This window comes from Isoptericola haloaureus (assembly GCF_036689775.1).
Lineage (GTDB): Bacteria > Actinomycetota > Actinomycetes > Actinomycetales > Cellulomonadaceae > Isoptericola > Isoptericola haloaureus.
Genome location: NZ_JBAGLP010000116.1, coordinates 366,130 through 392,707 on the forward strand (window position 1 = coordinate 366,130; position 26,578 = coordinate 392,707).

The following is a 26,578-nucleotide window of genomic DNA, read 5'->3' on the forward strand; positions in this document are numbered from 1 at the left end:
TCAGCGGACGGGGTGCTCGGCGTCCGTGTCGGCGCCGTCGTGGTAGTCGGTCGCCGTGGGCGGCCGGTGACCGTCGGTGCCGTCGGCGTACCGGTCCCCCGAGGCCGCGGTCTCGGCGTCCTGGTCGTAGGCGGACGGCGTCTCGCCGCGGATCAGGGCGAGCGCGGACGACAGGGACTCGGGCTGGACCAGCACGTCGCGAGCCTTCGACCCCTCGGAGGGGCCGACGATCTCGCGCGACTCGAGCAGGTCCATCAGCCGGCCGGCCTTGGCGAACCCGACGCGCAGCTTGCGCTGCAGCATCGACGTCGAGCCGAACTGCGTCGACACCACGAGCTCTGCCGCCTGCAGCAGCACGTCGAGGTCGTCGCCGATGTCCTCGTCGATCTGCTTCTTGGCGGCCGCCGGGGCGGTGACGTCCTCGCGGTAGATCGGCTTGAGCTGCGACTTCACGTGCTCGGTGACGGCGTGCACCTCCGACTCGCTGACCCACGCCCCCTGGACGCGCATCGGCTTGGAGGCGCCCATCGGCAGGAACAGCGCGTCACCCTGACCGATGAGCTTCTCGGCGCCCGGCTGGTCGAGCACGACGCGGGAGTCGGCCAGGGACGACGTCGCGAACGCCAGCCGCGAGGGCACGTTCGCCTTGATCAGACCGGTCACGACGTCCACCGACGGACGCTGCGTGGCCAGCACGAGGTGGATGCCCGCGGCCCGCGCGAGCTGGGTGATGCGCTGGATCGCGGCCTCGACGTCCCGCGGCGCGACCATCATCAGGTCGGCGAGCTCGTCCACGACGACCAGCAGGTACGGGTAGGCGGCGACCTTGCGCTCCGAGCCCGGGGGCGGCGTCACCTTGCCGGCCCGCACCGCGGCGTTGAAGTCGTCGATGTGCTTGTACCCGAACGTCGCCAGGTCGTCGTACCGGGCGTCCATCTCGCGCACGACCCAGTCCAGCGCCTCGGCCGCCTTCTTCGGGCTCGTGATGATCGGCGTGATCAGGTGCGGGATGCCCTCGTACAGCGTGAGCTCGACCCGCTTGGGGTCGACGAGGATCAGTCGCACCTGCTCGGGGGTGGCGCGCATGAGGATCGAGGTGATCATCGAGTTGATGAAGCTCGACTTGCCGGCACCGGTCGCGCCGGCGACGAGGATGTGCGGCATCTTGGCCAGGTTCGCCACGACGAAACCGCCCTCGACGTCCTTGCCGACACCCATGACCATCGGGTGCTCGGTGCGGCGGGCCGCCGACGAGCGCAGCACGTCCCCGAGCACGACCGTCTCCCGGTCGGTGTTCGGGATCTCGATGCCGATCGCGGACTTGCCGGGGATCGGCGACAGGATCCGCACGTCGGCGCTGGCGACCGCGTAGGCGATGTTGTTGCTCAGCCCCGTGATGCGCTCGACCTTGGTCTTGGGGCCGACCTCCACCTCGTACCGGGTGACCGTGGGCCCCCGGGTGAAGTTGGTGACCTGGGCGTCCACGCCGAACTGCTCGAAGGTCTGCTCGAGGGCGGCCACCACGCGGTCGTTGGCCGCCGAGCGGCTCTTGTGCGGCGCGCCCTGGACCAGCGCGTCCTCCGACGGCAGCAGGTAGACCGTGTCGCCGGAGAGCATCGGCTGCTCCGCCCGCCCCTGGGGAGCGGGCAACGGCTCCGGCGCGGACGGCCCCGCCGGCGCCGCCGGGGCGCTGTCGGCCGGGGCGGGCGACGCCGTCGCCCCCGTGGCGATCACCTGCGTCGCTCCCGGGTCGTCGGCACCGGCCGGCGCCGACGGGCCGGCCGGGTCGAGGGTGGCCGCCTTGTCGAAGGCCTGGTCGCCGGCGTACTCGTCGAGGTCGCCGGAGGCCGCCTTCGCGGCGCGCTCGGCGCGGGTGGAGCGCACCCGCTTGGTGCGCTTCTTGCGTGCGGGCTTCTCGTCGGTGCCGTCGTGCGAGGAGACGCCGTCGGCCAGCTCGAGCCGGCCGTCGTCCCCGGCGGAGCCGTGGTTGCCCGTGAGGCGGTCGTACAGCCCCCGCACCCGTTCGGGGATGCGGTGCACCGGGGTCGCGGTGACGACGAGGAGCCCGAAGAAGCCGAGCAGCAGGAACAGCGGCACGGCCACCCACGCCGTGACGCCGATGACGACGGGCGTCGCCGCGAGGTAACCGATGATGCCGCCGGCGTCCTGCACCTGGTCGAACCCGTCCCGCGGGGACGGGGTGTCCTCGGCGATGGCCACCAGCGAGCAGACGGAGACCACGAGCAGGCTCACCCCGATGGCCACGCGGGAGTTCGCGTGGCCCCGCTCGGGGTGGCGCATGATCCGCACGCCGATCCAGATGAGCAGGACGGGGATCGCGACGCCCGCCAGCCCGACCGTCCCGGCGACGACCGCGTGGACCCACGTGCCGAAGGCCCCGGGGATGCCCCACCACTCGCGGGCCGCCACGACGAGGGCGATCGCGATGAGGAAGAAGGCGACGCCGTCTCGGCGGTGCTCGGGTTCCAGGTCTCTCGCTCCCTTGGTGATCGTGCGGGTCAGGGCACCCAGGCCGTGCGCGACGCCCAGGTAGGCGCCGCGCACCATCTTCACGGGCCACGGTGGCCCGGTCCGCCGACGGTTCCGGGCGGAGCCGGACGAGCGCCCGCCGCGCGCCCCGGAGGACCGGCCCGTGGAGGACCGGCCCGTGGAGGAGCGCGACGACGAGCGCGCGGACGGGCTGCGTGACGGCGCGGACACGGAGGCGCTGCGCCCCGTACGGGCCGTCGACCGCGAGGTCCCGGAAGTCTTCCGGGCAGGGATCCGGGTCGCCATGATGGTCACCACGGTACCCGCGACCCTGGTCACGACGCCGCACGTCGGCGTCGCGTGTCCGCTCGCTCAGACCCCGGTCCCCCGGTCAGCCTGCGCCTGCGCTCGCACGCTCGCTCCGGCTCAGGCTTCGGTCCCCCGGTCAGCCTGCGCCTGCGCTCGCACGCTCGCTCCGGCTCAGGCTTCGACGACGACGGGGACGATCATCGGGCGGCGGCGCAGACGCCGGTTCACCCAACGGCCGATGACGCGCCGCATGATCTGCTGGAGCTGGTAGGTGTCGGTGGCGCCGCCGGCGATCGCGTCCTCGAGGGCCTGGACCACGTCCGGCTGGATCTCGGAGAACACGGCGTCGTCCTCGGCCATGCCGCGCGCCAGGAGCTGCGGCCCGGCGAGCACCTTGCCCGTGGCGGTGTCGACCACGGCGAAGACGGACACGAAGCCCTCCTCGCCGAGCGTGCGACGGTCCTTCAGCTCGCTCTCGGTCACCTCGCCGACCGAGGAGCCGTCCACGAACACGTAGCCGCACGGGACCGCGCCCACCACGGAGGCCTTGCCGTCCACGAGGTCGACGACGACGCCGTCCTCGGCGAGCACGACGCGGTCGGCGGGGACCCCGGTCTTGACCGCGAGCGCCGCGTTGGCCACGAGGTGGCGCACCTCGCCGTGCACCGGCATGACGTTCTTGGGCCGCAGGATGTTGTAGCAGTACAGCAGCTCGCCGGCGCTGGCGTGCCCGGAGACGTGCACCTTGGCGTTGCCGGAGTGCACCACGCGCGCGCCGAGCCGGGTCAGGCCGTTGATGACGCGGAACACGGAGTTCTCGTTGCCCGGGATGAGCGACGAGGCGAGGATCACGGTGTCGCCGTGGCCGACGTTGACCTTGTGGTCGCCGTTCGCCATGCGGCTCAGCGCCGCCATGGGCTCGCCCTGCGACCCGGTGCTCATGTAGACGACCTGGTCGTCGGGCAGGTTGGTGGCCTGCTTGAGCTCGATGAGCACACCGGGCGGGACGTCGAGGTAGCCGAGCTCGGCGGCGATCCCCATGTTGCGCACCATCGAGCGGCCGACGAAGGCGACCTTGCGCCCGTGGGCGTGCGCGGCGTTGAGGACCTGCTGGACGCGGTGCACGTGGGAGGAGAACGAGGCGACGACGATGCGCTTCTCCGCCTGGGCGAAGACGTTGTCCAGCACCGGTCCGATCTCCGCCTCGTTGGTGACGAAGCCGGGGACCTCCGCGTTGGTGGAGTCGACCATGAACAGGTCGACCCCCTTCTCGCCGAGCCGGGCGAAGGCCCGCAGGTCGGTGACGCGACCGTCCAGGGGCAGCTGGTCCATCTTGAAGTCGCCGGTGTGCAGCACGGTACCGGCGGCCGTGGTGACGGCCACGGCGAGCGCGTCCGGGATGGAGTGGTTGACGGCCACGAACTCGCAGCCGAACTCCCCGAGCTGCACGGAGTCGCCCTCGGCCACCACGTGGGTGACCGGCTTGATGCGGTGCTCCTTGAGCTTGGCCTCGATGAACGCCAGCGTCAGCTGCGAGCCGTAGATCGGGATGTCGCGGCGCAGGCGCAGCAGGTACGGCACGGCACCGATGTGGTCCTCGTGGCCGTGGGTGAGCACGATCGCCTCGACGTCGTCCATGCGGTCGGCGATGTACTCGAAGTCGGGCAGGATGAGGTCGACGCCGGGCTGGTGGTCCTCCGGGAAGAGGACGCCGCAGTCGATGATGAGCAGCCGTCCGCGGTGCTCGAGGACGGCCATGTTGCGGCCGACCTCTCCCAGCCCGCCGAGGGCGACGATCCGCAGACCGTCGGCCGGCAGCTCGGGGGGCAGGGGAAGTTCGGGGTGAGGGTGACTCACGGGGCCTCCTGGCCTGTGTCGTTACTGGGGTGTGGTGGCGGGTTCCATGACCCCGCCGGCGATGAGGGCGGCGCGCACCGCGGCGACGTCGTCGTCCGTGGCGGCGACGTTCGGCAGGCGCAGCTCGCGGTTGTCGTGGACGCCGAGCAGCTCCAGGGCGGCCTTGACCATGACGGCCTGCGCGCCGGCGCCGTTCATGGCGGCCAGCACGGGCATCGTCGTGTTGAAGACCTCCAGCGCGCCGACGTGGTCGCCGGCGTCGAAGCGCCGCACGACCTCGGCGAACCGGTCGCCGACGAGGTGCGCGGAGACCGAGACGATCCCCGCCGCGCCGTGGGCGAGGAAGGGCAGCAGGAGCCCGTCGTCGCCGGAGTACCAGGCCAGGCCGGTCAGCCGCTGCAGCGCGGGCACCGAGCCCACGTCCCCGGTGGCGTCCTTGGTGGCCACCACGCGGGGGTGGGCGGAGATCCGCTCGTACGTCGCGGGTGCGATGCGGACCCCGGCCCGGCCGGGGATGTCGTAGAGCATGACCGGCAGGTCGGTGGAGTCCGCCACCGTCGCGAAGTGCTGGTACAGCCCCTCCTGGGTGGGGCGGGAGTAGTACGGCGAGACGACGAGGAGTCCGTCGGCGCCGGCCTCGGCCGCCTGCTCGGCCATGCGCACGGCGTGCGCCGTGTCGTTCGAACCGGCACCGGACAGGATGGTCGCCCGGTCACCGACCGCCTCGACGACGGCGCGCACCAGGTCGGCCTTCTCCGGGGCGTGCGTCACGGGCGCCTCGCCCGTGGTGCCCGACAGCACGAGGCCGTCGTTGCCTGCGTCCACGAGCCGCGTCGCGAGCTGCGCAGCGGCGTCGAGATCGATCGCGCCCGACCCCGACATGGGCGTGACCATTGCGGTGAGCACGGCGCCGAAAGGGCGCGCAGGGGTACCGGGCAGCGTCATGGGAACACCGTACCTGTCGAGGGGTCGCGGCGGCGGCGCTGTCCAGCGGCTGTCGCACGGCGTGTCGTCGGCGCGACGGCGCGGCCCCGGGCCGAGGGCCCGGGCGGCCGCACGCGCTGCTGCGGTGCCGCGACACGCGTCACATACTGGCCGTATGACTGCGACGACGCCGACCACCTCTCCCGTCCGTGACGTCCCGACCGAGGTGCTCGTCGACGGCCGCTGGCGTGCGGCCACCGGCGGCGGCACGTTCGAGGTCGTCGACCCGGCGACCGAGGAGACCCTGTGCTCGGTGGCGGACGCCGGTCCCGAGGACGGCGAGGCGGCCCTGGCCGCGGCGCACGCGGCCGCCCCGGAGTGGGCGCGGGTCGCCCCCCGCGAGCGCGCCGAGCTGCTGCGGGCCGCCTTCGAGACCGTCACCGCCCGCACCGAGCAGCTGGCCGCCCTCATCACCGCCGAGTGCGGCAAGACCCTCGCCGAGTCGCGCGCCGAGGTCGCCTACGGCGCCGAGTTCCTCCGCTGGTTCGCCGAGGAGGCGGTGCGCGCGCCCGGCCTGCTGCGCCGCGCACCGGCCGGCGCGAACCAGCAGCTCGTCCACCGGCGGCCGGTGGGGCCGGCGCTGCTCATCACCCCGTGGAACTTCCCCATCGCGATGGCGACGCGCAAGATCGGTCCCGCCCTGGCCGCCGGGTGCCCGGTCGTGATCAAGCCGGCCCAGCTCACCCCGCTGACCACCCTCGCCGTGGCCGAGATCCTGCGTGACGAGCTGGAGCGCCGCGGGCTGCCCGCCGGCGTCGTCAACGTCGTCCCCACCTCCTCGGCCGGGGACGTCACGGGCCCGCTGCTGGCGGACGACCGGTTGCGCAAGCTGTCGTTCACCGGGTCCACGGGTGTCGGGCGGCGGCTGCTGGCCCAGGCGGCCGACCAGGTGCTGTCCTGCTCGATGGAGCTGGGCGGCAACGCGCCGTTCGTCGTCTTCGGCGACGCCGACCTCGAGGCCGCCGTGGACGGTGCGGCCGTGGCCAAGCTGCGCAACGGCGGCCAGTCGTGCGTGGCGGCCAACCGCTTCCTGGTGCACGAGTCGCTGGCCACCGAGTTCGCCGACCGCCTCGGTGCGCGCTTCGCCGACCTGACCGTGGGGCCCGGCGCCGAGGGCAACGACGTCGGGCCGCTCATCGGTGCCGACGCGGTGGACTCCGTGCACGCGCTGGTCGCCGACGCCGTGGACCACGGCGCCCGCGTGGTCACCGGGGGGCAGCGCCCCGCCGGTCCCGGCTACTTCTACCCGCCCACGGTGCTCGCCGACGTCGCCCGGGACGCGCGCTGCGTGCACGAGGAGATCTTCGGGCCCGTGGCCCCCGTGGTCGCGTTCGCCGACGACGACGAGGGCATCGCCCTGGCCAACGACACGCCCTACGGGCTGGCGGCCTACGCCTACACCCGCGACCTGGACCTGGCGATGCGCGCGGCGCACGAGCTGGACGCGGGCATGATCGGGGTGAACCGGGGCATGGTCAGCGACGCGAGCGCGCCGTTCGGCGGCACCAAGCAGTCCGGGCTGGGCCGCGAGGGCGGCGAGGCCGGTCTCGAGGAGTACCTCGAGACCGTGTACGTGGCGATGTGACCGGCCGCGGGTCCCGTGGTTCGATGACCCGGTGTCCCGCCCCCGCTCCCCCGCGGTCTCGGCCGCCGTCCGCCAGGGCGTCAGCGTCTCCGTGGCCACCGGGCTCTACGGCGTCTCGTTCGGCGCGCTGGCGGTGGTCGCGGGTCTGACCGTGGCCCAGACCGCCGCGCTGAGCCTGCTGCTCTTCTCGGGCGGCTCGCAGTTCGCCCTCGTCGGGGTCGTGGCCGCCGGCGGCTCCCCGCTGGCCGCCGTGGCGACGTCGAGCCTGCTCGGCGTGCGCAACACCCTCTACGGCGCGGTGGTCTCCCCGCTGCTCGACGTGCGCGGGTGGCGCCGCTGGGCGGCCGCGCAGGTCACGATCGACGAGTCGACCGCGGTCGCGGTGGCGCAGCGCGACCCGCAGGCCGTACGGGTCGGGTTCTGGGCCACCGGGCTGGGCGTCTTCGTGCTGTGGAACGTCTGCAGCCTGCTCGGGGCCCTGGCCGGCGACGCGCTCGGGGACCCGCGGGCCTGGGGTCTGGACGCGGCCGCCGGGGCCGCCTTCCTCGCGCTCGTCTGGCCGCGCCTGGCCTCCCGCGACGCCCGCCTGGTGGCCGCTCTCGCCGTCGTCGTCTCCGCCGCCCTGGTCCCGGTGACCCCCGCGGGCATCCCCGTCCTGGGGGCGGCCGCCGCGGCGATCGCGGCCGGGCTCCTGTCCCCCGCACCCCGTGCCCGGCGTGGAGGTGCGCGATGACCCCGACCGTGCTGTGGGCGACCGTGCTGGTGGCCTCCGTGGCGAGCTTCGCCCTGAAGCTCGCGGGCCACCTCGTCCCGCAGCACTGGCTGGCCACCGACCGGGTGCAGCGCACCTCGGGGCTGGTCACGGTAGCGCTGCTCGTGGCCCTCGTGGTGGTGCAGACCTTCGCCACCGGCCCTGCTCTCACGGTGGACGCGCGCGTGCCGGCGCTGGCCGCCGCGGCGGCAGCGCTCGCGCTGCGCGCACCCTTCGTCGTGGTCATCGTGGTCGCCGCCGCCGTGGCCGCGGGCCTGCGCGCGCTCGGCTGGGGCTGAGCGGCCCACTAGGGTGGCCCGATGGCACTGTTCCAGGAGACCGCCGACGTCTCCGTGCGCCCCGCCGTCCCCGGCGACGAGGAGGCCGTCACCCGCATCCAGGTCGAGGCCTGGCGCACCACGCACGCCGACGTGCTCGGGGGCGCCGTCGACGCCCTGGACACCACGGCGATGACCGACCGGTGGGCCGACGCTATCTCCCGGCCGCCGGGTCCCGGCTTCGCCGTGCTCGTCGCCCTGGACGGACCGACGGTCGTCGGCTTCGCCGCCGTCGCCCCGGGCCAGGTGATGTCCCTGGAGGTGGCGCCCCACGCCCGGCGCGGCGGTCACGGCTCACGGCTGCTGGCCGCGGCCGTGGACCGGCTGCGGACCGACGGCGAGTCCGAGGTCGTCACCTGGGTGCTCGACGGCGACGACGGCCGTGAACGGTTCCTGTCCTCCTCGGGCCTCGGTCCCGACGGCACGGAGCGCGCCCTGGCCACCGGGGTCCGCGACGTCGTCGAGCGGCGCTGGTCCGCCACGATCTGAGCCTCAGGGGCGGCGGCGCCACCGGCCGGTGGTCCCTCCGGGCGACCCCGCGCCCGGGTCCTCGCCGTCCGCGGGCGTGCCCGTCGCGGGGCTGCCCTCGCCGGACGGTCCGTCCGGGCCGGACGGGGCGTCGGGCGCGGGCGGGGTGCCGCCCTCGGAGGGCGTACCCGTCCCCTCGGCGGCGGGAGCACCGGTCCCGCCGTCCGGTGCCGCGGTCGGCGAGGCCGCCTCGTCCCGGGGCGTCGACGGCGTCCCGGGAGCGCCACCGGCCGACGTCGCGCCGACCTCCTGGCCGCCGGGCGCGGGACGCGGGCCGGCGGCACGGGCGGGCGCGGCCTGCGGGTTGGCGGCGCCGAGCACGGAGCCACCGGTGACCACGACACCCACGCGTTCGGCCTGCTCGCGCAGGCCCTGCAGCTCGCGCGACACCGAGCGGACGGCGAACCCGGAGACGATGTTCAGCGATCCGGCCACGAAGGCGAACAGCGCGAAGACGATCGTCACCAGCCGCAGGACGTCGAAGGAGTCCAGCGGCCGCGTCACGAGCAGGAGGCCGAAGAGGGCGGCCGTGATGCCGAACGCGACCATCCACGGCCAGCCGAGGTCCCGGTTCCTCGACAGCGCCGCACCGCCGATGATCGCCACGATGCCCAGCACGATCGTCCAGACCGCGAGCACGTAGTACAACGGCGTCGGCGACAGCTCGGGCCACAGGGCGACGGCGGCGCCGAAGCCGAGGTTGACCCCGGCCTGGGCGAGCCACCAGGCCGAGCCGACCTGCCGGCGGTGCACCAGCCACTGGACCAGGACCAGCACGCCGTCGAAGGCGAGGAAGATCCCGATGAGCAGGCGCAGGATCTCCAGCTCCTCGAGCGGCTCGATCATGAGCAGCAGACCGAGCACGATGTAGGAGATCCCCCGGAGCACGGGGAGCCACCACACCCGGCGGAACGGGTTGCGTGCGGCACCGGGTGCCTCGGCGGTGGCCTCGTCCTGGGTCGTTCCGTCGTCGCGTGCCATGCGAGCCCTTCGTCGATGCCTGCTGACCTGCGGCCATGCTAGGCGCCCGCGTGCCGGCCCGCCCGGGAGGCGCAGGAGGAACGAGCCGGGGCCGCCGCCCGTCAGTCCGCCGCGCGGGCATCCTCGGGCACGAGGACCAGGTCGAGGTAGGCCCGCAGGGCACCGGCCATGTCCGGCCGCTGCGCCCGCGGGAGGTCGCGGGCGAGCAGCCACTGCAGCTGCATCCCGTCCATGATGGCGACGATCGACCGGGCGGAGGCCTCCAGGTCGAGGCCGGGGCGCAGGCCGCCGGCGTCCCGCCGGGTCTCCAGCTCCTCGAGCATCCGCGCGACGGTGGCGGCGTACCGCTGCTCGAAGTAGGCGTGCGCCGGGTGGTCCGGGGACGTCGCCTCGGCGGCGACGGAGGTGTAGAGGTCGACGATCGCCGGGCGCAGCGCGTTGCGCTCCACGAGGTGGATCATCGCGGCGAAGAAGTCGGTGCCCTGGTCCAGCTCCGCCTCGAGGTCCGCCTCGTCGACCTCGTCCCGGTGCTCCAGCAGCGCCTCCAGCACCGCCGCCTTGGTCGGGAAGTGGTGCAGCAGCCCGGGGTGGGAGATCCCCGCGGCCGCGGCGATGTCGCGCAGGGAGGTGCCGTGGAAGCCGGCCTCGCCGAACAGCGAGATCGCGGCCTGCAGGATCTGCTCGCGCTTCCGGCGACCGCGCGCGTAGCCACCGGCCCGCGAGCCGCTGGCCTGGGGTGTCGTACCCGTGGTCGTCATCGCACTCCTTCGTCCGTCACGGTCACCATCATGCCAGGGTTGCGCAGAACCCGACCAATCGGTAACCATAGGTCCCGACCAGTTGGTAAGTAATGGGTTCCGACCCCGACGACGAGGATGTCCACCATGACCGCCACCCCCACCCCGGCCGACGGCCGGGCACTGTCCCAGGACCCCGGTCCGGCGACGACGCCGCGCGGCTACGGATCCGGCCTGACGCTCGCCGCGTTCGGCGTGTACTTCGCGCTGTTCACGCCGGTGATGGTCGCCATGGCGTTCAAGATCCAGCACATCGACCCCGAGGGCGCCGTCGGCAGCCTCGGGCTCGTGCTCGGCGTCGGCGCCGCGTTCGCCCTCGTCGCGAACCCGCTGGCCGGCCGACTGTCGGACCGCTCCACGGCGCGCTTCGGCAAGCGGCGGCCGTTCATCGTCGGCGGCTCTCTCGTCGGGACCCTCGCCATGGCGGTGATCGGCGTGACCGAGTCGGTGCCGATGGTCCTGGTCGCGTGGTGCCTGGCGCAGGCCGCCTACAACGGGGCACTGGCCGCGATCATCGCGACCCTGCACGACCAGGTCGCCCCCGCCCGCCGCGGACGCTACTCCGCGCTCATCGGCATCGGCACGCCGCTGGCCATCCTCGGCGCCTCGGTGCTCGCCAACCTCGTCGCCGCCGACCTGTGGCGGTTCCTGCTGCCCGGCCTGGTCGCCACCGTGGCGAGCATCGTGTTCGCCGTCGTGCTCGACGACGTCGTGCGCACCGTCCCGCCCGTGGAGCCCTTCCGCGTCAAGGAGTTCTTCGGCTCCTTCGTCTTCGACCCCCGCACCCACCGGGACTTCGGCTGGACCTGGCTGACGAAGTTCTTCGTCATGTTCGGCTACGCCGGCATCGCGACCTACATCCCCTACTACCTCACCGACACCTTCGGCCTGGCCGAGGCCGAGGCGACCGAGGTCATCCTCGCGGCCAACATGGCCTCCACCGTGGCCATGCTCGTCTCGAGCCCCCTGGGCGGCTGGCTGTCGGACAAGCTCGGCAAGCGCCGCCCCTTCGTCACTGCCGCCGGTCTGGTGATGGTGCTCGGTCTCCTGCTCCTCGCGCTGGCCCCGTCGGTGGCGATGGTCGTGGTCGCCCAGGGCGTCGTCGGCTTCGGCGCGGGCTCGTTCCTCTCGGTGGACCAGGCCCTGGCCACCCAGGTGCTGCCGAACGCGGAGGACGCCGCCAAGGACCTCGGGGTGCTCAACATCGCCAACGCCCTGCCCCAGTCGCTCGCCCCGGCGATGGCCCCCAGCATCATCGCCGTCGGCACGGCCGTCGGCATCGGCGGCTACACCGCCTGGTTCCTCTTCGGAGCGTTCGTCGCCTTCTTCGGCGCCGTGCTCGTCTACCGCATCAAGGGCGTGCGTTGAGGACCGCGAACGACGACGCCGTGGGGACCGGGGCCGTCCCGGCGGACGCCCCGTACCGGGACCGGACCCGCCCCGTCGGCGAGCGCGTCTCCGACCTGCTGGGTCGGATGACGGTGGCCGAGAAGGCCGGCCAGCTCTTCCACACGATGATCGAGACCGGCCCCGGCGGCACCCTCGCCGAGGAGCCCTCGCCCATGGGCGTGCCCGCCACCAGCGACATGCTCCTGGGTCGGCACATGACGCACTTCAACGTGCTCGCCTCGCCGGCGACCGCCGAGGAGTTCGCCCGCTGGCACAACCGGCTCCAGGAGCTCGCCGCCTCGACGCGGCTGGGCATCCCGGTGACGGTGTCCAGCGACCCGCGCCACGCGTTCACCGACAACCCCGGCACGGCGCTGCTGGCCGGCCCGTTCTCGCAGTGGCCCGAGACGCCGGGCCTGGCGGCCGTCGGCGACCCCGGGCTCGTGGAGGAGCAGGCCGACGCCGTGCGGCGCGAGTACCTGGCCGTGGGGATCCGCACCGCGCTGCACCCGCAGGTGGACCTCGCCACGGAACCCCGCTGGTCGCGGGCCGCGGGGACCTTCGGCGAGGACCCCGCGGCCGCCGGACGGCTCGGCGCCGCCGCCGTCCACGGGCTGCAGGGCACCGGTGCGGTCGCACGCCGCGCCGGGCTGCCCGGCACCTTCGGCCCGTCCTCCGTGTCGACCATGACCAAGCACTTCCCCGGTGGCGGCCCGCAGGCCGACGGCGAGGACCCCCACTTCGCCTACGGGCGCGAGCAGGTCTACCCGGGCGGCGCCTTCGCCACGCACCTCGCACCGTTCACCGAGCTCATCGCCGCCGGCACCCGCCAGATGATGCCCTACTACGGCATGCCGGTGGGCCTCGAGGTCGACGGCGAGGCGGTCGAACCCGTCGGCTTCGCCTTCAACCGGCAGGTCCTCACCGGGCTGCTGCGCGAGCGTCTCGGGTTCGACGGCATCGTCTGCACGGACTGGGGCCTGGTCAACGACGCCGAGATCCTCGGCACCGAGTACCCCGCCCGCGCGTGGGGCGTCGAGGACCTCACCCCGCTCGAGCGGGTCGAGAGGATCCTCGCCGCCGGAGCCGACCAGCTCGGCGGCGAGGCCTGCCCCGAGCTCGTCGTCGAGCTCGTCCGCACCGGCCGGGTCCCCGAGGAGCGGCTGGACGTCTCCGTCGCCCGCCTGCTGCGCGAGAAGTTCGTCCTCGGGCTGTTCGACGACGCCCGGTACGTGGACGTCGACGCCGCGAGCGCCGTCGTCGGGCATCCCGAGCTCGTCGCGGCGGGACGCCGGGCCCAGTCCCGGTCGGTGACGGTCCTGTCCGCCGCCCGGAGCGGTCCGGCGGCCCTGCCGGCCGCTCGCGGCCTGCGCGTCTGGCTCGAGGGGGCCGACGACGTCACCGACGTCTCCCCCGGCCTGGTGACCCTCGTCGACTCGCCGGAGGAGGCCGACGTGGCGCTGCTGCGCCTCAAGGCTCCCTACGAGGCACGCGGGGACGGCTTCGAGGCGTTCTTCCACGCGGGGTCCCTGGACTTCCCCGCCGAGACGATCTCCCGCGTCGCCACGGTCGCCTCCCGGGTCCCGACCGTCGTGGACGTCTACCTCGACCGCCCGGCGATCCTCGCCCCCGTGCTCGACGCCCTGGGCAGGACAGGGTCTCTCGTGGCGAACTACGGGGCCTCCACCGGCGCGCTGCTCGACGCCCTGACCGGCGTCGTGCGGCCCGAGGGCAGGCTGCCGTTCGACCTGCCCCGCTCGATGTCCGCCGTCGAGGCCTCCCGGGAGGACGTGCCGTTCGACACCGCGGACCCGCTGTTCCGCTGCGGTCACGGCCTGTCGGTCTGAGCCGCGTACCGCCCCGCGGCCGCCCCCGGGCGGTCGCGGGTCGGTCGCGGGTCGGTGCACCGGTGACAGGATGAACCGGTGGAACACCGCACCGTCCGCGACGCCCTGGCGGGGATCACGTTCCTGGCCGTCGCGAACTTCGTCGCCATCACCACCGAGGTGCTCCCGGTCGGGCTGCTGCCGCAGCTCGCGGACGGCCTCGGGGTGCCGGAGTCGACCGCCGGGCTGCTCGTGTCCGTGTACGCGTTCGTCGTGGCGGCGTGCGCGGTCCCGCTGACGCTGCTCACCCGGCGCCTGGCCCGCAAGCCGCTGCTGCTCACCACGGTGGTCGTCTACGCCGTCGCGAACGTGCTGGCCGCCGTCGCGCCGACGTTCGGCGTCGTCGTCGCGGCCCGGACCCTCGGCGGGCTCGGGCACGCGCTGTTCTTCTCGGTCTCGATCGCCTACGCGGCGCGGCTGGTCTCGCCGCTGTACACCGGCCGCGCGGTGACGCTGGTGACCACCGGCGGCACCTTCGGGTTCGTGCTCGGCGTGCCGCTGTCGACGTCGCTCGGCGCGGCCGTCGGGTGGCGGTGGTCCTTCGCGGTGCTCGCCGGCGTGTGCGCGCTGACCGCGCTCCTCGTCGCCCGGCTCCTGCCCCCGGTCGGGGTCGAGCAGGTCGCGCCGGGCGGCTCGCCGCACCGCGGGCGGTCGCGCCTCGGGATCGTCGTGGGGACCAACACGCTGCTGTTCGTGGGCCAGTACACGGTGTACACCTTCGTCTCCCTGCTGCTGCTCGCGACCGGCCTGACCGAGGCCGCGGTCGGCCCGGCCCTGCTCGTCTTCGGCGCGCTGGGCATCGTGGGCCTCTGGGCGGCAGCGCGCTACCTGGACCGCCGCCCGCGCGCCCTGACGCTCGCCACCGTCGGGGTGATGGTGCTCGCCCTGGTCGTCCTCGGGCTGGCACTGCCGCAGCGGCTCCCCGTGCTGGTCGCCGCGGCGGTGTGGCTCGCCGCGTTCGGGGCCGTGCCCGCCGCGTTCCAGACCCTGGCGCTGCGGGCCCGCGGCGCGAGCGCGGACGTCGCGGGTGCGTTCGTCAACGCCACCTCGAACCTCGGCATCGGTCTCGGGGCGGCCGTCGGGGCCGTCGTCGTCGCCGGCCCGGGACTCCCCGCCCTCGCGTGGACCGGGGCGGCGGCCATGGCCGCCGCCGGCGTCGTGGTGCTGGTCGCCCGGCGAGCGTTCCCGCGCGACCCCGCACGGTAACTCCCGCGTGACCACGTCGTAGCACGTCGCTGGCAGGCTGGTTCCATGTCCGACGTCGGAGAAGGGTCCGCACGAGCCAGCACCAGGCACCGTCGTCTGGCGAGCCCGACGGAACCGATGCTCACCGACTACTTCGCCGCGCCGTCCGACGCGCTGGCCGCGACGGTGCTGCACGTCGACACCGGACCGAGCACCCCCACGCGAGGGTCCGGCGAGCCGCTCTTCGACACGGTGGCGCTGCCGTCGATCGACCCCTTCGTCGCGCTGGCCGTGCTGGCGGAGGTGACCTTCGGCCTCCCCTACGGCGAGGTGACGGCCGATCCCCGGCACGGTCAGGTCGTCGGCGGCGAGGACGAGGGGCCGTTCGTCGTGACGGTGGCCACCGAGCTCGCGGACCACCTGGCGGCCGCCTCCCCGCAGCAGCTCGCCGAGGCCGCCCGCGAGTGGGCGCGGCGCGTCGAGCACACAGGCGACGCCGCGGCGCTGGCCCGCTCCCTCGAGGATCTGGGCGAGCTCGCCTGGCGGGCCGCCGACGTCCGCCACGAGCTGTACTGCTGGACCCGGTGGCCGTCCGGCTGAGATGTCAGCCCGTGAAGAGCGAGGAGGCCTTGCGCAGGGCGGCCCGGGCCCGACGGCGGTCGCGGGCGGCGTCGTAGGCGAAGGCCAGGTGGTACCAGGCCCGCCAGCTCTCCGGCTCGGCCTCGACGGCGGCCTGCGCCTCGGTGAAGGCGGCGTCGGCGGCGTCGCGGTCGATCCGTCCTCCCGGGGACCGGGGCAGGTCGTCCACGGGGAGCTCCCCGGCGTCGGCGAGGACGTCGGCCATCCGCTGGACGCGGGCCGCGAGCCAGAACTCGCGCGCGATGAGCCCCACGACGAGCAGCGGGACGACCAGCGCGGCGGCACCGATGGCGACGAGCACGGGCTCGCCGCTGGCCACCATCGCCACGCCGCGCCCGGCGATCGCCCAGACGTAGATCGCCAGCAGGAACGTCACCGCCAGCGCGCCGACCAGTCCCCGCGGCGGACGCCTCCGGGCGGGCGGCGAGGAGCCGTCCTCGGTGGTCACGACAGGTCCAGCACGTGCTCGAGCCCGACCGTCAGACCCGGGCGCGACCCGACCTCGCGCACCGCCAGCAGCACGCCCGGCATGAACGAGGCCCGGTCGAACGAGTCCTGGCGGATCGTCAGCTGCTCCCCGGCGTTGCCGAACAGGATCTCCTCGTGGGCCACCAGGCCGCGCAGCCGGACCGCGTGCACCCGCACGCCGTCGACGTCGGCACCCCGCGCCTCCCAGCCGTCCTGGGTCGCGTCGGGCGAGGCCCCGAGGCCGGCGTCCGCGCGCGCCGCGGCGATCGCGGCCGCCGTGTGCCGGGCCGTGCCCGACGGGGCGTCGACCTTGTTCGGGTGGTGCAGCTCGACGACCTCGGCGGACTCGAAGTACCGGGCCGCCTTGGCCGCGAACGTCATGGCCAGCACGGCGGACAGGCCGAAGTTCGGCGCGATGAGCACACCCGGCCCGTCGCCCTCCTGCCCGGCGGCGAGCCGTTCGAGGTGCTCCGTGACCCGGCCGCGCGAGTCGTCGTCCCAGCCGGTGGTCCCGACCACGACATGGGCACCGGCGTCGAGCGCCGCGTGCACGTTGGCCTCGGTGACCGCCGGGACGGTGAAGTCCACGGCCACCTGGGCGCCGGAGTCGCGCACCGCCGCCGCGACGTCGTCACCGGCGTCGACGCGGGCCACGAGCTCGAGGCCCTCGGCGGCCTCCACCGCGGCGCACGTCTGGCTGCCCATCCGTCCGGCCGCACCGATGACGGCCACCCTGGTCGCGCTGCTCATGCTCACTGCTCTCCCTGTTCTGCGAAAGGTCCCACCCGCACGACCGACCGCGGACGCCCGGCCAGGTCGGCGGCCAGCTCCCGGACGTCCTCGCGGGTGACGGCCCGGATGCGCTGCAGCGACTCGTCGACGGTCATCAGCTCGCCGAGGACGAGCTCCGACCTGCCCAGCCTGCTCATCCGCGACCCGGTGTCCTCCAGGCCCAGCACGAGCCCGCCGGAGAGCTGGCCCACCGAGCGCTCGAGCTCGGCGGAGGTGATGCCGTCCTGCGCGAGCCGGTCGAGCTCGACGCCGAGCATCGCCACGACCTCGTCGGTACGGCCCGGGGCGCACCCGGCGTAGAGCCCGAAGGTCCCCAGGCCGCCGTGCCCCTGGGCGAAGGAGTAGGTCGCGTACGCCAGACCCCGCTTCTCGCGGATCTCCTGGAACAGCCGCGACGACATGCTGCCGCCCAGCACCGCGTTGAGCACCGTCATGGTGAAGCGGCGCTCGTCGGTCGCGCTGAGCCCGGTGGTGCCCAGGATCACGTTCGCCTGCTCGGTGGGGCGCCGCACCGTGACCTCGGCGCCCTCGGCCGGCACGCCGTCGGACTCCGGAGCGCCGGAGCGGCGCTCCCGCGGGCCCGCGGTGCCGGAAAGGTCCCAGCCGCCGGCGGACAGCGCCTCGCCGACCTGACCGACGAGCCGGTCGTGGTCCACCCCGCCCGCCGCGGCGACGACGAGGGTCTCGGGACGGTAGTGCCACTGGTAGTGCTCCCAGACGGCGTCGCGCGGCACGCCGCGGATCGCCTCGGGGGTGCCTCCGATGGGACGGCCGAGAGGGTGGCTGCCGAGCACGGTGGCGGCGAACCGCTCGTGCACGAGGTCGCCCGGGTCGTCCTCGGCCATCGCGAGCTCCTCGAGGATGACTCCCCGCTCCGTCTCGAGCTCGTCCGGGTCCAGCCGGGCCGAGGTCATCATGTCGCTGACGACGTCGACCGCCATCGGGACGTCGGCGTCGAGCACCCGGGCGTAGTAGCACGTGTGCTCCTTGCCGGTCGCCGCGTTGGCCTCGCCCCCGACGGCGTCGAACGCCTCGGCGATGTCCAGGGCCGTGCGTCGTGCCGTGCCCTTGAACAGCAGGTGCTCCAGGAAGTGGGTCGACCCGTGGTGCCCGTCCGTCTCGTCGCGGGACCCGACGCCGACCCAGGCGCCGACGGTGGCCGAGCGCAGCCCCGGCATGTGCTCGGTGAGCACACGCACACCGCCGGGCAGGACGGTGCGACGGATCGTCGCACCGTCCTGCCCGGCGGTCAGCTCCGCACCCGGCTGATCCGCTCCGACGAGCGGCAGGTGCTGGCTCATACGGGCGATCAGGCCTCGCTCGCCTCGGTGGCCGGCGCCTCGTCGGCGTCGGCCGCCTTGTCGTCCTCCTCGGTGATCGCGACCAGCGACAGCTTGCCGCGGGAGTCGATCTCACCGATCTCGACCTGGATCTTCTGGCCGATGGAGAGCACGTCGTCGACGTTCTCCACGCGCTTGCCGCCGACCAGCTTGCGCAGCTGGCTGATGTGCAGCAGGCCGTCCTTGCCCGGCGCGAGCGAGATGAACGCGCCGAAGGAGGTCGTCTTGACCACGGTGCCGACGAAGCGCTCGCCGACCTCCGGCACGTGCGGGTTGGCGATCGCGTTGATCGACGCGCGCGCCGCCTCCGCGCTCGGACCGTCCGTGGCGCCGATGTAGACCGTGCCGTCGTCCTCGATGGAGATGTCGGCGCCGGTCTCCTCCTGGATCTGGTTGATCATCTTGCCCTTGGGCCCGATGACCTCGCCGATCTTGTCCACGGGGACCTTGACCGCGATGACCCGCGGCGCGTACGGCGACATCTCGTCCGGGGTGTCGATGGCCTCGGCGATGACGTCGAGGATCGTCAGGCGGGCGTCGTGCGCCTGGCCCAGCGCGGCGGCCAGCACCGAGGCGGGGATGCCGTCGAGCTTGGTGTCGAGCTGGATGGCGGTGACGAACTCGCGGGTGCCGGCGACCTTGAAGTCCATGTCACCGAAGGCGTCCTCGGCACCGAGGATGTCCGTCATGGCCGCGTAGCGGGTCTCCCCGTCGACCGTGTCGGACACCAGGCCCATCGCGATGCCCGCGACGGGGGCCTTGAGCGGCACGCCGGCGTTGAGCATGGACAGCGTCGAGGCGCAGACCGAGCCCATCGAGGTCGACCCGTTGGACCCGAGGGCCTCGGAGACCTGGCGGATCGCGTAGGGGAACTCCTCGCGGCTCGGCAGCACCGGCACCAGGGCGCGCTCGGCGAGCGCACCGTGGCCGATCTCGCGACGCTTCGGCGAGCCGACCCGGCCGGTCTCACCGGTCGAGTACGGCGGGAAGTTGTAGTTGTGCATGTAGCGCTTGCGCGTGACCGGCCCGAGGGAGTCGATCTGCTGCTCCATGCGCAGCATGTTCAGCGTGGTGACACCCAGGATCTGGGTCTCGCCGCGCTCGAACAGCGCCGAGCCGTGCACGCGGGGCAGCACCTCGACCTCGGCCGACAGGGTGCGGATGTCCGCGAGACCGCGGCCGTCGATGCGCACGCCCTCGGTGAGCACGCGCTGACGCACGAGCTGCTTCTGCAGGCTGCGGTAGGCGGCCGACAGCTCCTTCTCGCGGCCCTCGAACTGCTCGCCGAGCTGCTCGAGGACGCCGGCCTTGATCTCGTCGAGACGGCTCTCGCGCTGCTGCTTGTCGGCGATCGCCAGCGCCTCGGTGGCCGGGGCCGACGCCGCGGACTCGACGGCGGCGTAGGCGTCGTCGGCGTAGTCCGGGAAGAGCGGGAACTCGGCGACGTCCTTGGCCGACTGCGAGGCCAGGGAGAGCTGGGCGTCGCACAGGGCGGCGATGAACGGCTTGGCCGCGTCGATGCCCTCGGCCACGACCTGCTCGGTCGGGGCGGTGGCGCCCTCGTTCTTGACGAGGTTCCACGCGTCGTCGGTCGCCTCGGCCTCGATCATCGCGATGGCGACGTCCTCGGAGCCGTCGGCGGCGGTGACCTTGCGGCCCGCGACGACCATCTCGAAGACGGCGCGCTCCTTGTCCGAGTACTTCGGGAACGCGACCCACTGGTCGTCGATGAGCGCGATGCGCACGGCACCGGCCGGGCCGGAGAACGGCAAGCCGGAGATCTGGGTGGACGCGGAGGCCGCGTTCATCGCCAGGACGTCGTAGGCGTCGTCCGGGTGCTGGGCCATGACCGTGATGACGATCTGGACCTCGTTGCGCAGGCCCTTGACGAACAGCGGGCGCAGCGGGCGGTCGGTGAGGCGGCAGGTCAGGATCGCCTCGGTCGACGGGCGGCCCTCACGGCGGAAGAACGAGCCGGGGATGCGGCCCGCGGCGTACATCCGCTCCTCGACGTCCACCGTCAGCGGGAAGAAGTCGAACTGGTCCTTGGGGTGCTTGCCGACCGCGGTGGTCGACAGCAGCATGGTCTCGCCGTCGAGGTAGGCGGAGACGGCGCCGGCGGCCTGCCGGGCCAGTCGGCCGGTCTCGAAGCGGACGGTACGGGTGCCGAAGCGGCCGTTGTCGATGACGGCCTCGGCGAACTGGATCTCGGGACCCTCCACGGGTGCCCTCCTTGCTCTCGAAGGCGCCGCCCGCCCGAGCGACGGTCTTCGATCGAGGCCCCCGGAGCACGCCGGTGCGGACCGGCGGATCGGGAGGCCACTACCGAGGACCGGACGACGGCCCGGCGGCGCGGTGTGCTGTGTGACTACAAGGACATCACACCAGATCAGCCCGGTCCCTGCGAGAGGGACCGGGCTGAGGGCGGGACGTCAGCGACGCAGACCGAGGCGCTCGATGAGCGCGCGGTAGCGCTGGATGTCGACCTTCTGCAGGTAGCTCAGCAGACGGCGACGCTGACCGACCAGGAGGAGCAGGCCACGACGGGAGTGGTGGTCCTGCTTGTGCTCCTTGAGGTGCTCGGTCAGATCGGTGATCCGCCGGGTCAGCAGAGCGATCTGCACCTCCGGCGAGCCGGTGTCGCCCTCGTGAGTCGCGTACTCGGTGATGATGGACTGCTTCGTGGCAGCGTCGAGCGGCATGGCTCTCCTTCTGGTGTCGTTGCGCGGTGCTCCGGGACTTCTTCACCGGGCGCTCTGGATCCGCGGCCGTTCTACGGCAGCGACCATCGTATCAGGAGAGCAGGGCGGCCCGGGCGCGCACGACGTCGTCGGTCATCTGGGTCACCAGGGCGTCGATGCCGTCGAACCGGACGGTGGGACGCAGGTGCTGGACCATCTCGAGCACGACCTCCTCGCCGTACAGGTCGAGGTCGGTCCGGTCCAGGACGTACGCCTCGACGCGGCGCTCGACACCGTCGAACGTCGGGTTGGTGCCGATGGAGATCGCCGCCGGCAGCACGACGTCGGGGTGGTCGGGCTCGCGGTCGGCCAGACCCGGCCGGCGCAGCCATCCGGCGTAGACGCCGTCGGCGGGCACCATGCCGTCGATGCCGCCCAGGTTCGCCGTGGGGAACCCGAGCTCGCGGCCGCGGGCGTCCCCGTGCACGACGACGCCGCGCACCCGGTGGGGCCGGCCCAGGACGTCGGCGGCCTGGGCCACGTCGCCCTCGGCGATCAGGGCGCGGGCGGCCGAGCTGGACCAGCGGTCCCCGGCGCCGTCGTCCTGCGGCGCGCACTCGCCGACGTCGTCGACGGCCACGACCTCGAAGCCGTGGCGCCCGCCCAGGTCGACCATGGTGGCCAACGTCCCGGCGTTGGCCCGGCCGAAACGCACGTCGTGGCCCACGACGACGCTGCGCGCGCCGAGCGCCCCGGTGAGGTAGCGGGTGACGAACTCCTCGGGGCTCTGCTCCGCGAACTCGAGGGAGTAGCGGACCACGAGCACCGCGTCCAGACCCGTCCGCGCCAGCAGCTCGAGGCGGTCGGCGAGGCCCGTGATCAGCTCCGGGGCCGACTCCGGGCGGTGCACCAGCGCCGGGTGCGGGTCGAAGGTCACGGCGACGGCGGCGCGGGAGTCCGCCCGGGCGAGCCGGACGAGACGTCCCAGGACGGCCTGGTGGCCGCGATGGACGCCGTCGAAGTTGCCGATCGTCACCACCGACGGGCCGAAGTCGTCGGGGACCTCGGCGAGGTCCGTGAACACCTGCACGCCGATCGCGCTCCTCGTCAGCAGACTTCTCGGCGCCCGGGGCGACGCCGACGGATCAGGATAGTCCGGCTCAGGCCGGGGCGAGCACCAGCACCGGCTTCGCCAGGCGCTCGCCGCGCCGGGTGGTGTCCTCGAGCAGGGCGACCAGGGTGCCGTCCGGGCCCAGGCCGGCCACGGTCCCGCGCATCCCGGTCGGCGTCACCCACTGCCCGTAGCCCAGGGCGCGGGTCTCGGCCTCGGTCAGCTCACGCACCGGGAAGGTGCTGCGCGCCGCGTCGCCGAGCGGCAGCGTGGCGAGCACGCCGTCCGCGTCGACCTGCGCCTCGAGCTCGTCGAGGGTGGCGGCCCGGTCGAGGGTGTAGCCGCCCACGCGCGTCCGCCGCAGCGCCGTCAGGTGCCCGCCCACGCCGAGCGCCGCCCCGAGGTCCCGCGCCAGGGCGCGCACGTACGTGCCGGAGGAGACGACCACGACGACGTCGAGGTCGAGGACCGCGGTCCCGTCGTCCGACGTCGCGGGCCGGGTGGAGGTCACCTCGAAGGTGCTCACGGTCACCGGGCGGGCGGCGAGCTCCACGTCCTCGCCGGCCCGGGCCCGCGCGTAGGCGCGACGGCCGTCCACCTTGATCGCGCTGACGGTGGTGGGCACCTGCTGGATGTCCCCGGTGAGCCGACCGATCTCACGGTCCAGCGCCGCCGGGTCCACACCGTCGCCCACGCCGGGGGCGTCGACGACCTCTCCCTCGGCGTCGTCCGTGGTGGTCGCGACCCCGAGGCGGATCGTCGCGGTGTAGGCCTTGTCGGCCCCCACGACGTAGGTGAGCAGCTTGGTGGCCCGCCCGACGCCGATCACGAGCACGCCCGTGGCCATCGGGTCCAGCGTGCCGGCGTGGCCGACCTTGCGGGTGCCCGCCAGCCGGCGGCACCGCCCGACGACGTCGTGGCTGGTCCAGCCGGTCGGCTTGTCGACGACCAGCAGACCGTCGGGCGCCGTCGGGCGCCGCGCGGGACGGCCGGAGCTCTTCTCGGCCACGGCTCCTCCCCTCTCCCCCACAGTGTCGGGGTGGTGGTCACTCGTCGTCGGCGTGCTCGTCGCTCGTGCGGTACGGGTCCGCGTCGCCCGCCGGGGACTTGCCCTCGCGCAGCGCCGCCAGCTCGGCGTCGCGCAGGCGGGCCTGCGACAGCGCCGCGTCGAGGTGCGCCGCGGTCTCCGGCACCGAGTCCAGGTGGAACTCGATGGTCGGCGTGAGCCGCACGCCCGTCTGCTTGCCGACCTCGGAACGGATCATCCCCTTGGCGCTCTCCAGCGCGGCGGCGGTCCCGGTCCGCTCCTCGTCGCTGCCGAAGACCGTGTAGAACACCGACGCCTGCTGCAGGTCGCCGGTGACACGCACGTCCGTGACCGTGACGAACCCGAGGCGGGGGTCCTTGATCCGCGTGTCGAGCATCTGCGCGACGATCTCCTTGATGCGGTCCGCCAACCGGCGCGCCCGCGGGTTCTCGCTCATCCGTCCTCCTTGTCACGACGTCGACGGCGCCCCGCCCCCCTCCGCGCGTGGCGGGGTGGAACGGGGCGCCGTCGTCCGTCTCGACCTTCTCAGTCGCGCGGGATCTCGCGCATCTCGAAGGTCTCGATGATGTCGCCCTCGACGATGTCGTTGTACGACCCGAGACCGATACCGCACTCGAAGCCCTCGCGGACCTCGGTGACGTCGTCCTTCTCGCGTCGCAGCGACTCGACCGTGAGCTCGTCGCCCACCACGCGGCCGTCGCGCAGCACGCGGGCCTTGGTGTTGCGACGGATCGTGCCCGACCGGACGATCGAACCGGCGATGTTGCCGAACTTCGAGGACCGGAAGACCTGGCGGATCTCGGCGCTGCCGAGCTTCGCCTCCTCGTACTCCGGCTTGAGCATGCCCTTGAGGGCCGCCTCGATGTCGTCGATCGCCTGGTAGATGACCGAGTAGAACTTGACCTCGACGCCCTCGCGCTCGGCGAGGTCCTCGACACGCTCGCCGAAGCGGACGTTGAAGCCGAGGATCACGGCGTTGTCGACCGTGGCCAGGTTGACGTCGTTCTGCGTGATCGCACCGACACCGCGGTGGATGACGCGCAGGTCGACCTCGTCGCCCACGTCGATCTTGAGCAGGGCGTCCTCCAGCGCCTCGACGGCACCGGAGACGTCGCCCTTGAGGACCAGGTTGAGGGTCTCGACCTTGCCCTGCTCGAGCGCCTTGGTGAAGTCCTCCAGGCTGATGCGCTTGCGGCGCTTGGCCAGGAGGGCGGCACGCTCGGCGGCCTCGCGCTTCTCGGCGATCTGCCGGGCGGTGCGCTCGTCGGGCGCCGCGAGGAAGGTGTCCCCCGCGCTCGGCACCGACGCCAGCCCCAGGACCTGGACCGGACGCGCCGGACCCGCCTCGGTGACCGACTCGCCGTGCTCGTCGAACATGGCCCGCACCCGGCCGTGCGCCGTGCCCGCCACGATGGCGTCCCCGACGTGCAGGGTGCCGGACTGCACCAGGACGGTGGCCACGGAGCCGCGGCCCTTGTCCAGGTGCGCCTCGATCGCCACACCACGGGCGTCCTTGGTCGGGTTCGCCCGCAGGTCGAGGGCCGCGTCCGCCGTCAGCAGCACGGCCTCGAGCAGGTCGTCGATGCCCTTGCGCTGCAGCGCCGAGACGTCGACGAACATCGTGTCGCCGCCGTACTCCTCGGCCACCAGGTTGTACTCGGTGAGCTGCTGGCGGATCTTGGCGGGGTTGGCCCCCTCCTTGTCCACCTTGTTCACCGCGACCACGACGGGCACGTCGGCCGCCTGGGCGTGGTTCAGCGCCTCGATCGTCTGCGGCATCACGCCGTCGTCCGCGGCCACCACGAGGATCGCGATGTCCGTCGCCTTGGCACCACGGGCACGCATGGCCGTGAAGGCCTCGTGACCCGGGGTGTCGATGAACGTGACCGCACGGTCCATGTCCTCGTGCTCGGTGTGCACCTGGTACGCACCGATGTGCTGGGTGATCCCGCCGGCCTCGCCCGCGACGACGTCCGTGGACCGGATGGCGTCCAGGAGCTTCGTCTTGCCGTGGTCGACGTGACCCATGACGGTCACGACCGGCGGCCGGGCGACGAGGTCCTCGTCGGTCTCCTCGGCCTCCTCGGCCTGCAGGTCGATGGCGAAGGACTCGAGCAGCTCGCGGTCCTCCTCCTCGGCCGAGACCATCTCGATCTTGTAGCCGAGCTCGGACCCGAGCGTGACGAAGGTCTCCTCGTCCAGCGACTGGGTCGCGGTCGCCATCTCGCCGAGGTGCAGCAGCACCGTGACGAGCGCGGCGGGGTTCGCGTCGATCTTGTCCGCGAAGTCGTTCAGCGACGAGCCGTGGCGCAGGCGCACCAGGGTGTTGCCGTTGCCCCGAGGGACCGACACGCCACCCGGCGTGGGGGCCTGCATCTGCTCGAACTCTTGACGCTTCGCCCGCTTCGACTTGCGGCCCCGGACCGGCTTGCCGCCGGCGCGACCGAACGCACCCTGGGTGCTGCCGCGGCCGGCGCCACCACGACCGCGGAAGCCGCCGCCGCCACCGGGGCGGAAACCGCCCCGACCGCCGCCGGGACCCCCGGGACCGCCCGCACCACCGGGACCGCCCGGACCGCCGCCGCGGCCACGGCCGCCACGACCGCCGCCGCCGGGACGCTCGCCCGGACGCGGCATGCTCGTCTTGCCGGGCATCATGCCCGGGTTGGGGCGCGGGGCGCCCGGACGCGGGGCCGCCGGACGCGGAGCGCCCGGACGGGGACCGCCGGAGCGCTCGCCCTGCTTGCCCTCACCGCGTGCGGGACGCTGCTGCATGCCCTGCTGGGAGGAGTACGGGTTGTTGCCCGGACGCGGACCACCGCCCGAACGCTGCATGCCCTGCTGGGAGGAGTACGGGTTGTTGCCCGGACGCGGGCCACCGCGTCCGCCGGAGCGCTGGCCGCCCGGCTTGGGGGCACCACCCGGCTTGGGCGCGCCACCCGGCTTCGGGGCCGTGCCCGGCGTGGGCGCACCCGGCGTGGGGGCGCCGGACGTCGGGGCCTGCTCACCGGCCGTCTTCGGGGCGGCCGGCGGGGCCGTCTCGGCGCTCGGGGCCGTGGCGGCACCGGGCTTGGGCGCCGCCGCGGGCGTCGGGGCACCCGGCTTCGGGGCCTTCTCGCCTCCCGGCTTCGGCGCACCCGGCTTGGGCGCGGCCGACTTCTTGGGCGCCGGCTTGGCGGGCTTGTCGCCCTTCGACGCGCCGCCGTCGGACGACGCGAACTTGCCGCGCATCATGCGCTCGACCGGTGCCTCGAGCGTCGAGGACGCCGACCGGACGAATTCACCTGAGGCCTTCAGCTCGGCCAGCAGGGTCTTGCTCTCCACCCCGAGCTGCTTAGCCAGCTCGTGGACGCGGATCTTCGCCACATCTCTCCTGTCTCGGCCCCACCGAGACAGGCAGGACCGTCGCTAGTACTGAG

At 73.7% G+C, this 26,578-nt stretch carries 22 protein-coding genes; 8 read left to right on the forward strand and 14 right to left on the reverse strand.

The window, feature by feature from the left end:
* The 3 genes from V5O49_RS07155 to dapA all read right to left on the reverse strand — a co-directional run bounded on the left by V5O49_RS07155 (position 1) and on the right by dapA (position 5,601).
* Positions 1 to 2,568 carry an FtsK/SpoIIIE family DNA translocase gene (locus tag V5O49_RS07155; RefSeq protein WP_332901780.1) on the reverse strand — a complete coding sequence of 856 codons (2,568 nt, stop codon included), beginning with the start codon at positions 2,566 to 2,568 and terminating at the stop codon, positions 1 to 3.
* 402 nt (positions 2,569 to 2,970) lie between these two features.
* A complete protein-coding gene (locus V5O49_RS07160) occupies positions 2,971 to 4,656 on the reverse strand; it encodes a ribonuclease J (protein WP_332901620.1) in 1,686 nt (561 codons plus the stop codon).
* 21 nt (positions 4,657 to 4,677) lie between these two features.
* Positions 4,678 to 5,601 (reverse strand): 4-hydroxy-tetrahydrodipicolinate synthase, encoded by a 924-nt coding sequence (dapA, locus tag V5O49_RS07165; RefSeq protein WP_332901621.1) that lies wholly within the window; start codon positions 5,599 to 5,601, stop codon positions 4,678 to 4,680.
* Between the two features lie 154 nt (positions 5,602 to 5,755).
* Here dapA and V5O49_RS07170 point away from each other — a divergent pair, with 154 nt between their 5' ends.
* Genes V5O49_RS07170 through V5O49_RS07185 form a run of 4 tightly spaced genes read left to right on the forward strand, consistent with a single transcriptional unit; the run spans position 5,756 to position 8,803 of the window.
* Complete coding sequence (locus V5O49_RS07170) at positions 5,756 to 7,225, forward strand: NAD-dependent succinate-semialdehyde dehydrogenase (protein WP_332901622.1); 1,470 nt, start codon at positions 5,756 to 5,758, stop codon at positions 7,223 to 7,225.
* Positions 7,226 to 7,256: 31 nt separating this feature from the next.
* Positions 7,257 to 7,958: an AzlC family ABC transporter permease gene (locus tag V5O49_RS07175; protein ID WP_332901623.1), complete on the forward strand. Its 702-nt coding sequence runs from the start codon at positions 7,257 to 7,259 to the stop codon at positions 7,956 to 7,958.
* Complete coding sequence (locus tag V5O49_RS07180; RefSeq protein ID WP_278237098.1) at positions 7,955 to 8,275, forward strand: AzlD domain-containing protein; 321 nt, start codon at positions 7,955 to 7,957, stop codon at positions 8,273 to 8,275. Before V5O49_RS07175 ends, V5O49_RS07180 begins: the two co-directional genes overlap by 4 nt.
* Positions 8,276 to 8,296: 21 nt before the next feature.
* Positions 8,297 to 8,803 carry a GNAT family N-acetyltransferase gene (locus V5O49_RS07185; RefSeq protein WP_278237097.1) on the forward strand — a complete coding sequence of 169 codons (507 nt, stop codon included), beginning with the start codon at positions 8,297 to 8,299 and terminating at the stop codon, positions 8,801 to 8,803.
* A 3-nt stretch (positions 8,804 to 8,806) separates the two neighbouring features.
* Here the strand turns inward: V5O49_RS07185 and V5O49_RS07190 are convergent, their stop codons facing one another.
* Entirely contained in the window at positions 8,807 to 9,823 is a 1,017-nt protein-coding gene (locus V5O49_RS07190) for a DUF308 domain-containing protein (RefSeq protein WP_332901624.1), read from the reverse strand.
* A 101-nt stretch (positions 9,824 to 9,924) separates the two neighbouring features.
* Complete coding sequence (locus tag V5O49_RS07195; protein WP_332901625.1) at positions 9,925 to 10,581, reverse strand: TetR/AcrR family transcriptional regulator; 657 nt, start codon at positions 10,579 to 10,581, stop codon at positions 9,925 to 9,927.
* Positions 10,582 to 10,707: 126 nt separating this feature from the next.
* On the opposite strand from V5O49_RS07195, the gene V5O49_RS07200 reads away from it, so the two are divergent.
* From V5O49_RS07200 to V5O49_RS07215, 4 genes are all read left to right on the forward strand, one after another.
* Positions 10,708 to 11,988, forward strand: coding sequence for an MFS transporter (locus V5O49_RS07200; RefSeq protein ID WP_332901626.1), 1,281 nt, complete (start codon positions 10,708 to 10,710; stop codon positions 11,986 to 11,988).
* Complete coding sequence (locus V5O49_RS07205; protein WP_332901627.1) at positions 11,985 to 13,856, forward strand: glycoside hydrolase family 3 protein; 1,872 nt, start codon at positions 11,985 to 11,987, stop codon at positions 13,854 to 13,856. The genes V5O49_RS07200 and V5O49_RS07205 overlap by 4 nt, the downstream gene beginning before the upstream one ends.
* 78 nt (positions 13,857 to 13,934) lie before the next feature.
* Complete coding sequence (locus tag V5O49_RS07210) at positions 13,935 to 15,101, forward strand: MFS transporter (RefSeq protein WP_332901628.1); 1,167 nt, start codon at positions 13,935 to 13,937, stop codon at positions 15,099 to 15,101.
* A gap of 45 nt (positions 15,102 to 15,146) precedes the next feature.
* Positions 15,147 to 15,680 carry a hypothetical protein gene (locus V5O49_RS07215; RefSeq protein ID WP_332901629.1) on the forward strand — a complete coding sequence of 178 codons (534 nt, stop codon included), beginning with the start codon at positions 15,147 to 15,149 and terminating at the stop codon, positions 15,678 to 15,680.
* Positions 15,681 to 15,684: 4 nt separating this feature from the next.
* Here the strand turns inward: V5O49_RS07215 and V5O49_RS07220 are convergent, their stop codons facing one another.
* The 9 genes from V5O49_RS07220 to infB form a co-directional block, all read right to left on the reverse strand.
* Entirely contained in the window at positions 15,685 to 16,167 is a 483-nt protein-coding gene (locus V5O49_RS07220) for a hypothetical protein (protein ID WP_332901630.1), read from the reverse strand.
* The gene (dapB, locus tag V5O49_RS07225) at positions 16,164 to 16,937 is read right to left on the reverse strand and encodes a 4-hydroxy-tetrahydrodipicolinate reductase (RefSeq protein WP_332901631.1); all 774 of its coding nucleotides are present in this window, start codon (positions 16,935 to 16,937) and stop codon (positions 16,164 to 16,166) included. The genes V5O49_RS07220 and dapB overlap by 4 nt, the downstream gene beginning before the upstream one ends.
* Before the next feature lie 2 nt (positions 16,938 to 16,939).
* The gene (locus V5O49_RS07230; protein ID WP_332901632.1) at positions 16,940 to 18,280 is read right to left on the reverse strand and encodes a M16 family metallopeptidase; all 1,341 of its coding nucleotides are present in this window, start codon (positions 18,278 to 18,280) and stop codon (positions 16,940 to 16,942) included.
* A gap of 8 nt (positions 18,281 to 18,288) precedes the next feature.
* A complete protein-coding gene (locus tag V5O49_RS07235) occupies positions 18,289 to 20,541 on the reverse strand; it encodes a polyribonucleotide nucleotidyltransferase (RefSeq protein WP_278237087.1) in 2,253 nt (750 codons plus the stop codon).
* 210 nt (positions 20,542 to 20,751) lie between these two features.
* Positions 20,752 to 21,021: a 30S ribosomal protein S15 gene (rpsO, locus tag V5O49_RS07240; RefSeq protein WP_278237086.1), complete on the reverse strand. Its 270-nt coding sequence runs from the start codon at positions 21,019 to 21,021 to the stop codon at positions 20,752 to 20,754.
* A 91-nt stretch (positions 21,022 to 21,112) separates the two neighbouring features.
* Positions 21,113 to 22,090, reverse strand: coding sequence for a bifunctional riboflavin kinase/FAD synthetase (locus V5O49_RS07245; RefSeq protein WP_278237085.1), 978 nt, complete (start codon positions 22,088 to 22,090; stop codon positions 21,113 to 21,115).
* 70 nt (positions 22,091 to 22,160) lie between these two features.
* The gene (gene truB, locus V5O49_RS07250; protein ID WP_332901633.1) at positions 22,161 to 23,120 is read right to left on the reverse strand and encodes a tRNA pseudouridine(55) synthase TruB; all 960 of its coding nucleotides are present in this window, start codon (positions 23,118 to 23,120) and stop codon (positions 22,161 to 22,163) included.
* A 37-nt stretch (positions 23,121 to 23,157) separates the two neighbouring features.
* Entirely contained in the window at positions 23,158 to 23,595 is a 438-nt protein-coding gene (rbfA, locus tag V5O49_RS07255) for a 30S ribosome-binding factor RbfA (RefSeq protein WP_332901634.1), read from the reverse strand.
* An 89-nt stretch (positions 23,596 to 23,684) separates the two neighbouring features.
* Positions 23,685 to 26,525, reverse strand: a complete 2,841-nt coding sequence (infB, locus tag V5O49_RS07260) for a translation initiation factor IF-2 (protein ID WP_332901635.1) — start codon at positions 26,523 to 26,525, stop codon at positions 23,685 to 23,687.
* Positions 26,526 to 26,578 lie beyond the last annotated feature (53 nt).

Excerpts from the sequence above, each read along its gene's own strand:
- V5O49_RS07155 (WP_332901780.1), bottom strand. The coding sequence starts at position 2,568 with ATGGTGCGCGGCGCCTACCTGGGCGTCGCGCACGGCCTGGGTGCCCTG.
- dapA (WP_332901621.1), bottom strand. The coding sequence starts at position 5,601 with ATGACGCTGCCCGGTACCCCTGCGCGCCCTTTCGGCGCCGTGCTCACC.
- V5O49_RS07170 (WP_332901622.1), top strand. The coding sequence starts at position 5,756 with ATGACTGCGACGACGCCGACCACCTCTCCCGTCCGTGACGTCCCGACC.
- V5O49_RS07180 (WP_278237098.1), top strand. The coding sequence starts at position 7,955 with ATGACCCCGACCGTGCTGTGGGCGACCGTGCTGGTGGCCTCCGTGGCG.
- V5O49_RS07185 (WP_278237097.1), top strand. The coding sequence starts at position 8,297 with ATGGCACTGTTCCAGGAGACCGCCGACGTCTCCGTGCGCCCCGCCGTC.
- V5O49_RS07190 (WP_332901624.1), bottom strand. The coding sequence starts at position 9,823 with ATGGCACGCGACGACGGAACGACCCAGGACGAGGCCACCGCCGAGGCA.
- V5O49_RS07195 (WP_332901625.1), bottom strand. The coding sequence starts at position 10,581 with ATGACGACCACGGGTACGACACCCCAGGCCAGCGGCTCGCGGGCCGGT.
- V5O49_RS07200 (WP_332901626.1), top strand. The coding sequence starts at position 10,708 with ATGACCGCCACCCCCACCCCGGCCGACGGCCGGGCACTGTCCCAGGAC.
- V5O49_RS07215 (WP_332901629.1), top strand. The coding sequence starts at position 15,147 with ATGTCCGACGTCGGAGAAGGGTCCGCACGAGCCAGCACCAGGCACCGT.
- dapB (WP_332901631.1), bottom strand. The coding sequence starts at position 16,937 with ATGAGCAGCGCGACCAGGGTGGCCGTCATCGGTGCGGCCGGACGGATG.
- V5O49_RS07230 (WP_332901632.1), bottom strand. The coding sequence starts at position 18,280 with ATGAGCCAGCACCTGCCGCTCGTCGGAGCGGATCAGCCGGGTGCGGAG.
- rpsO (WP_278237086.1), bottom strand. The coding sequence starts at position 21,021 with ATGCCGCTCGACGCTGCCACGAAGCAGTCCATCATCACCGAGTACGCG.
- rbfA (WP_332901634.1), bottom strand. The coding sequence starts at position 23,595 with ATGAGCGAGAACCCGCGGGCGCGCCGGTTGGCGGACCGCATCAAGGAG.